This window comes from Bradyrhizobium sp. 153 (assembly GCF_023073835.1).
Taxonomy (GTDB): Bacteria; Pseudomonadota; Alphaproteobacteria; order Rhizobiales; family Xanthobacteraceae; genus Bradyrhizobium.
In genome coordinates this window covers 1-3,917 of the sequence record NZ_JADPKH010000109.1, presented here as the reverse complement: position 1 = coordinate 3,917, position 3,917 = coordinate 1, and the positions used below count along the sequence as shown (strand labels likewise).

Sequence of the window (3,917 nt, the reverse complement as noted above, 5' to 3'; positions counted from 1 at the left end):
CTCACGCCTTACGAGTACATCTGCAAATGCTGGACTTCCCAGCCAGAACGATTCAAACTCAATCCGCTCCAGCAAATGCCGGGACTAAACACCTAGCGCCAGCCGAACTGGATGCTTTGTCGCGCTCCACGCCGGGTCCAGCAGCAGATGAACAATGCGTTACGCTCCAGTGCAGAACGAGAGCTCGAGCGCAAGCGGGACACGGCGGCGCTCGCCGAACGGCAGTTCAACCGAGCTGATCCAGATAATCGGTTGGTCGCCTCGGAACTCGAGCGCCGATGGGGAAGCGGCACTTAACGACGCGCGCGCCGCCGAAGAGGCGCTTGCCCGACAGACGTCGCCCAAAGCCATCACATAAGTGGCCTTAAGCAAGGAACTCAAGTACGCGTCCGGTGACGGCCCCTGGTTAGGCCATTTTGAACGCATGGCTGACCGCGCTTATGCGGCCTGAGCGACGTTCTGAGGTCGCCAGTTCCAGGGCATGAGTTCGTAGATGCGCTTGGCGGGATGATCCGGTAGGCGCGCCAGCACGTCGGCGAGCCAAGCCTGCGGGTCGATGTCATTGAGCTTGGCGGTGGCGATGAGCGTAGATGGCAGCTGCGCGCCGTCCTCCCTCATCGGACCCGGCGAAGGTCCAATTTTTTCGCCCCACGGCGACCGCCCGTAGCTCACGCGCAGCAGTCATGCAAAGCCGTCCGTCATCAATGAAGCGGCTAAATGCATCCCAGCGGCTGAGGTAGTAATTGATCGCTTTGGTCGTGTCGTTGTTCCTGGAGAGCTTGGCGCGCTGCTCGCGCAACCACGCCTTCAGCTCGACGATCAGGGGGCGGCTACGCTCCTGGCGCACACGCAAACGCTCCTGCGCAGTAAGACCGTTGATCTCGCGCTCAATGGCGAACAGAACATCGACGCGCTTGACCGCCTCGGCCGCGATCGGCGCCTTGCTGAGCCGCGCGAGGTCAAAGAACTTGCGCCTGCCGTGCGCCCAGCTTGCGTCAGGACAAGTCCTTGAAAGGAGGAAGAATGTGATCTGAAACCTTCAACGTGACCCAGAGGGTTCGACGCCCTCCCGGCAAAGGCGGAGCCCGCCAGCCGGAAGCGAGTCTTGCATGGGTGGCGCAACGTCGCTCGTGAAGCGTAGACAGCAGGTACCTAAGCCCTGTGGCAGCCTCGAAATCATGGTCGTGCTGAAGCCTTCGCCGTGTTGGGTGTGGGGGCAGCACCGGGAAAGCCGCTATGGTCAGGCTCACCGGTTCGGCCGGGGTCTCAGAGCAGGGCAGAGGTAGGGGATGGGTCACCAGGAAACCTGAGAGATCCCGTTTGTGTCCATATGGAAAGCCGGCGCGGAGCACCGGCCTCAACAACGCTCCAGGCCCGATGCCCTGACTTTGGCGAGCATCGGGAGCGCGTATGCGAACACGAAACACCAAGGCATGTGGATTCCCGAGGCGAAGACATAAGCTGACGGACATGCGCGGCGGGAAGTCGTAGCGGCTTCGTAGTACCGAGGAAGGCGGGAACTGGGCTCACCGGGACCCGCTCGAGGGAAGGGGGCCGCCACGCGTTAAGACCCATTGACGAGAAACACGGGAGGGAACGCTGAGTCCCGCAAACCTGTCCACGAAACGACAATGGATAGCCGATCTGGCGAGGCAACATCCCGAGCGGGTGCTGACCTCGCTGCATCACCTGATCGACCGTGAATGGATGCTCGAGGCTTATCGGCTGACGCGCAAGGATGGTGCGCCCGGCGTCGACGGCATGATGGCGACGGAGTATGAGGCGAACTTGGAGGCCAATCTTGATGATCTCCTGGCGCGCATCAAATCCGGCCGTTACATCGCGCCGCCGGTGCGACGGCACTACATCCCCAAAGCGGATGGTACCGAACGGCCGCTCGGCATTCCGACACTGGAAGACAAGGTGGCGCAGCGGGCGGTTCTTCTGCTGCTGGAGCCGATTTACGAGACGGACTTCTTGCCGTGCTCGTACGGCTTCCGACCGGGACGATCGGCCCATGATGCCCTGCACGCCCTGCGTACAGGGTTCATGGAGCAAGGGCTGCGGTGGGTGGTGGACGTCGACATCTCAAAATACTTCGACACCATTGACCATGCGCACCTGCGCCGATTCCTCGATCAGCGAGTCACGGACGGCATCGTCCGGAGGATGATTGACAAATGGCTCAAGGCGGGGGTGCTCGAAAAGGGCATCCTACGCCGCTCGACTGGTGGAACGCCCCAAGGTGGCGTGATCTCGCCATTGCTTGCGAACATCTACCTGCACTATGTGCTGGATGAATGGTTCGAGCGGGTGGTGCGGCTGCGGCTCAAGGGACGGTGCCAACTGGTGCGATACGCTGATGACGCGGTGATCGCCTTTGAGGGCCACCTGTCCGGCAAGCGATTGCTGCATGTGTTGGGTAAGCGGCTCGGTCGGTATGGGCTTCAGCTTCATCCGACCAAGACCCGCTTCGTAGCCTTCCGGTTCAAGCGCCCGGGTGGGCGCCATCCCGCGACGGCGGGGACCACATTTAACTTCCTTGGCTTCACCCACGTGTGGGGTCAATCGAGGAAGGGTAAGAATGTCGTCCGGCAGATAACGGCAAAAGACCGTTACGCTCGCGCGCTAGCATCCGTGATGGAATGGTGTCGGCTCAACCTGCATCGTCCATTTAGCGAACAGCACGCCCACTTGTCGCGGGTGATCCGGGGGCACTGCGCCTACTACGGCAATCTCCGGAAACAGTCGACGGATCAGATGGTACCACCACCAGCTCATGCGGATATGGAAGAAATGGCTCGCACGGCGTGGCCGCCACAGCAATCTGCCGTGGTCGCGCTTCCGGGCCATGCTCGCGCGATTCCCGCTGCCGCCAGCCAAGATCGTCCACCAATATGCCGTTCCCTGAGCGAAGCTTACGCGTGAAGAACCGGATGCGGGAAATCCGCTCGTCCGGGTCTGTGAGCGGCGGGCATGGCGACATCCCCGCCTACTCGGCACGCGGCCTCGATGATCGGGCCGCCCTTGCGATTGGCCTCGTAGAGCCTGCCGAAGCCGGCGTAGGCGTCGGCCTGCATCAGTCCGGCATAGCCCGCCAGATGCTGCTCTGGATGCGCACCGCCACGGTCGGGCGAGTAGAAGAACACGGCGGCCGGCGGATCTGGGCCGGCAAGCGGACGGTCGTCGCGCACATAATGAGATGGACGGTCCCCGCCCTGATAAGCTGCAAAGAGCACCTAGAACGAGAGCGAGCTATGGCTATGATGACAATCGGGCTTGATATCTCGAAGAGCTGGTTTCAAATCCACTGGATTACGGCGGATGGAGAAATTATCCGCAAGAAGCTCGCCCGCGGGAAGGTTCTCGATTTCTTCTCACGGCTTCCAAGTTGTCTCGTTGGTCTTGAGGCTTGCGGCAGCGCTCATCATTGGGCTCGCGAACTAATAAAGCTTGGACACAGAGCACGTCTTATGCCGGCCCGCTACGTCCGTGCCTACGTGAAGACAAACAAGCATGATGCTGCCGACGCGGAGGCGTGCTGGGAGGCCGTCCAGCGGCCTGGCATGCGCTTTGTCCCTGTAAAATCCGTCGAACAGCAGGGAATTTTGATGCTACATCGCACGCGCGATTTGCTCATTCGACAGCGCACCGCCGCGGTAAATGCTCTGCGTGGCCATTTGGGCGAGTTGGGGATAGTGACCGGGAAGGGAAAAGCAAACGCGAGAGAGCTCATGTCACTCGTGGACGTTGACGAGCGTATTCCACAGAGCGCTCGCAGCGCCCTTTCAATCCTTGTCGATCAGATCGAAGACCTTGAGCTGCACATTGAAAGCTATGAGAAGATGATCCTTGCAAGTGCCAAAGACAATGAAGTCTGTCGGCGTCTCATGAAGGTCGCGGGCATTGGCCCATTT

Annotated in this window: 2 protein-coding genes and 2 pseudogenes; 2 read left to right on the top strand and 2 right to left on the bottom strand. The window is 60.8% G+C overall.

Annotated elements, in window-relative coordinates:
- Positions 1–438: 438 nt before the first annotated feature.
- Positions 439–988, bottom strand: a pseudogene (locus IVA91_RS27130) (transposase); the annotation flags it as partial.
- Between the two features lie 680 nt (positions 989–1,668).
- On the opposite strand from IVA91_RS27130, the gene ltrA reads away from it, so the two are divergent.
- Positions 1,669–2,928 carry a group II intron reverse transcriptase/maturase gene (gene ltrA / locus IVA91_RS27125; RefSeq protein ID WP_247459471.1) on the top strand — a complete coding sequence of 420 codons (1,260 nt, stop codon included), beginning with the start codon at positions 1,669–1,671 and terminating at the stop codon, positions 2,926–2,928.
- Positions 2,929–2,999: 71 nt separating this feature from the next.
- On the opposite strand, the pseudogene IVA91_RS27120 reads toward ltrA, so the two are convergent.
- A pseudogene (locus IVA91_RS27120) lies at positions 3,000–3,197 on the bottom strand (transposase); the annotation flags it as partial.
- Positions 3,198–3,257: 60 nt separating this feature from the next.
- Between IVA91_RS27120 and IVA91_RS27115 the strand changes: the two are divergent.
- The coding region (locus tag IVA91_RS27115) for an IS110 family transposase (RefSeq protein WP_247459469.1) at positions 3,258–3,917 on the top strand (660 nt) is incomplete at its 3' end.